This is a genomic window from Kitasatospora sp. NPDC091257 (assembly GCF_044757675.1).
In the GTDB taxonomy this organism is placed as follows: Bacteria; Actinomycetota; Actinomycetes; order Streptomycetales; family Streptomycetaceae; genus Kitasatospora; species Kitasatospora lactacystinica.
In genome coordinates this window covers 1-3,530 of the sequence record NZ_JBIVVI010000975.1, presented here as the reverse complement: position 1 = coordinate 3,530, position 3,530 = coordinate 1, and the positions used below count along the sequence as shown (strand labels likewise).

Sequence of the window (3,530 nt, the reverse complement as noted above, 5' to 3'; positions counted from 1 at the left end):
CACCTCGGGCGAGGCCCTCAACAAACGCCTCGGCCTCGACCAGGGAGCACACGGAACCGTGGGCGACGGGCCCTCCGGGTGAGGCCTTGCCGCCGGCGACGGCCTGCGACGGCGCCGGATCGGGTGCGGGGCCGCCGCCCCCGCCGATGAATCGACGCCGACCCGGCGAGGCACCCGGACCGGACAGCGCGGGGCCCGCGAGACCGAGCGCCCTCTCAGGTGAGCGACAGGAGCACGACCGGTACCCCACTGGGGTGCGTCGACCCCCCGGCGGGCTCCACGGTGACGCCGATACCCGTCGCCCCGCCCAGTGGCCCGGACAGCACCATCCCGCCGTCCCCACGGGACAGCAGTCCGGCCGATCGCATCGTTCCGGAGTCGTCGAACCACAGTTGGTACGTGGTGCCCTCGGCCGGGGTGGGCATGCCGGAAGCGAGGAAGGCGGCCTGACCGCGGTCGTGCGACCACACCACCGTCCCCACGCCGGTTCCGCCCGCCGCGGGTCCGGTGGCCGTGCGGGCGTCGGGCGCCGTCAGCAGACCCGTCAGCCGGTCCGCCTGCTGCTGGATCGCGGCCGCCCGGGCGCGCGCGTGGCCGGCCTGCCGGTGCTGCTGGACGGCGAGGCCACCGGAGCCGACCGCGACCGCGAGACAGGCGGCCAGCGCGAACTTCGTCCACCCGCCCGCCCGCCGGCCGGACCGGGAGCCCGCGCCGGGCAGAGCGGCGGTCCGGGGCGCCTCCTGCCGCGTGCCGGGCAGCGCGGCCATCACCCGGGCCTTGAGGGCCTCGGGTGGCACGACGGCCCGCGCGGCACCGAGCCTGGCCAGGGTCGCGGCGAACTCGGCCACCTCCTGGGCACAGGCCGGGCAGTCGGCCAAGTGGCCTTCGAACTCCGCGCTTTCGGCCGGGGAGAGGGCGTGGACGGCGTAGGCGCCGGTCAGGGTGTGCAGGTCGGCGGCGGTCATGCTCCCACCCCCAGGCAGTCGCGCAGACGGATCAGTCCGTCGCGCACGCGGGTCTTGATCGTGCCCAGCGGCGCGCCGACGACCTCGGCGACCTGGGGGTAGGTGTAACCGCGGTAGTACGCCAGCGTCAACGATTCCCGCTGCAGTTCGGTGAGCGTCCTCATGCAGCGCCTGACCTGCTCGCGCTCCAGTCTGCCCTCGACCTGTTCGGCGACTTCGTCGAACGCCGGGGTGTGGGAGGCCGCCGCGACGCGCTGGTCGCGGTCGGCGGCGGCCTGCGCCGAGCGGACCCGGTCCACCGCGCGCCGGTGCGCGATGGTCAGCACCCACGGCATCACCTCACCGCGCTCGGCCCGGTAGCGGGCAGCGGTGCGCCACACCTCCAGCAACACCTCCTGGGCGACCTCCTCGGACTGCGCGGGATCGCGCAGAACCCTGCGCACCAGCCCCAGCACCGGACCGGCCACCACGTCGTACAGCCGGGAGAACGCGTCCTGGTCCCCGCGCGCGACGCGGGCGAGGAGTTCCGTCAGGTCCGGTACCGGCCGTCCGGGACCGGACAGGTGGACGACGGCGCTCATCCGCCCGTTCCTTCGCACTGGGCGGGCGTCGAGCCCGATCGGCGGACGGCAGACATCGAGGGCCTCCTCGTGGTCCCGGCGGGACAGCGGTGCGGTCTCGGCCGGGCGGACAGTGCGGAACTCACATCCGCCCTTCGGAGCGGGCCCGCGCCCGGATTGGCCGAACCGCCTGCCGGTCCGCCCGTCCGCCCGGTCACCGGCTCCGGAGGACACGCGGATCCTGGTGCCGTCGTTTGCGTCTTCCGTCGTCGTCATTCCCGTCATCCGCGGGAGTCGACGGACCGGCCCTCGGAGCCGGGCCGAGCCTGCTGCGCCCACCGTCAATGCCGGCTGCCGCCCAACCCGTTCGAGTGAGCCCGGCGCAGCGACCCATCCGCGGCCCCGGGCGCCTCGAACCCTCGGCGTGAGCAAGAATCCATCCGACGCTTCCGCGCCCCTCCGCGGCCGTCCCGACCGCCTCCGTCGCGTCGGCGTCGCAGCGGCGACCGGGTTGGCGGCCGCCTCGGCCGCACTCGGTGCGGGAGACCTGGCCGCCGCCTTCACCGGGCCCGACACCGCGCCGGTCATCGCGGTGGGCTCCGCGGCCGTCGACCTGTCGCCGACCCCGCTCAAGGAATACGCCGTCCCCACCTTCGGCGTGTACGACAAGACGGTGCTGCTCGGCGGAATCCACCTGACGGCGGCCCTGCTCGCCGCCGGTGCCGGATGGCTGTCCGCTCGCCGCCCGAAGACCGGAGCGGGCATCTTCGCGACCTTCGGCCTGCTGGGTGCCTGGGCCGCGCTCTCCCGGCCGGGGGAGCGCGCGGCGGACGTCGTACCGGCCCTCGTGGCAGGCGTCGTCGGCGCGGCCACCGTCCTCGCCCTCTCACGCCTGACGGGGTCGGCCGCGCCGCCGGTGAACACGGCCCCCACGATCGGACATCCCACCGGCGAGAGCGCCGGCCAGGAGCGGCGCACCGGAACCGAGGGCACCACCCGCCGGGCCGTTCTCGCCGTCACCGGCGGGACGATCGCCGTCGGCGCGGTCGCGGTCACGGGAGGCAGGATCCTGACGGACCGCCTCTTCGACGTCGGCGCCGTCCGCGCGTCCGTTCGCATCCCGCCCGCCGTGGAACCGCTGCCACCCCTGCCGCCCCCGGTCCGTCCGAACGTCGCGGGCCTGTCCCCGTTCGTCACCTCGAACACGGATTTCTACCGGGTGGACACCGCGCTCACGCTCCCCCGAATCGACCCGCGGCGCTGGGCCCTGCGCATCCGGGGCATGGTCGACCACCCGCTGTTGCTGACCTTCGACGACCTGCTGCACGAACCCCTGGAGGAAATGGACCACACGCTGTCCTGCGTCTCCAACGAGGTGGGCGGCCGCTACGTCGGCACCACCCGCTGGCTCGGCGCTTCCCTCCCCGCCCTGCTGCGCCGTGCCGGCGTGCACCGCGGCGCGGACCAGCTGGTCGGCCGCTCACAGGACGGCATGACCATCGGCACGCCGCTGGAGCCGGTGCTCGACGGACGGCGCGCACTGCTGGCGGTCGCGATGAACGGCGAGGCCCTGCCCGTCGCCCACGGCTTCCCCTGTCGCAGCGTCGTCCCCGGCTTCTACGGCTACGCCTCCGCCACCAAGTGGCTCGTCGACCTGGACGTCACCACCTTCGCCGCATTCGATCCGTACTGGGTGCGCCGGGGCTGGGACCGCACCGGTGCGGTGCGCACCACCTCGCGCATCGACGTCCCGGCCCCGTTCGCCCGCGTACCCGCCGGGGACGTCACGGTCGCCGGCACCGCGTGGGCGACCCACCGCGGCATCGCCGCCGTCGAGGTCCGGATCGACGGCGGCACCTGGCAGCAGGCGCTGCTCGCCGCCGACGCCGGACCGGACCTGTGGCGGCAGTGGACCCACACCTGGCCCGGGGCCGCGCCCGGCACCCACCGGATCGAGGTCCGGGCGACCGATGCGACCGGCGCCGTCCAGACCGGGGACCGGGCC

The 3,530-nt window shown here is 75.3% G+C and carries 3 protein-coding genes; 1 reads left to right on the top strand and 2 read right to left on the bottom strand.

The window, feature by feature from the left end:
- Nucleotides 1-215: 215 nt before the first annotated feature.
- Nucleotides 216-965: an anti-sigma factor domain-containing protein gene (locus tag ACIQOV_RS33015; RefSeq protein ID WP_401054408.1), complete on the bottom strand. Its 750-nt coding sequence runs from the start codon at nucleotides 963-965 to the stop codon at nucleotides 216-218.
- Entirely contained in the window at nucleotides 962-1,546 is a 585-nt protein-coding gene (locus tag ACIQOV_RS33010; protein ID WP_401054406.1) for a sigma-70 family RNA polymerase sigma factor, read from the bottom strand. Before ACIQOV_RS33010 ends, ACIQOV_RS33015 begins: the two co-directional genes overlap by 4 nt.
- Nucleotides 1,547-2,036: 490 nt before the next feature.
- Between ACIQOV_RS33010 and ACIQOV_RS33005 the strand changes: the two genes are divergently transcribed.
- Nucleotides 2,037-3,530 (top strand): molybdopterin-dependent oxidoreductase (locus ACIQOV_RS33005; protein WP_401054404.1); only part of this gene is annotated, 1,494 nt, incomplete at its 3' end.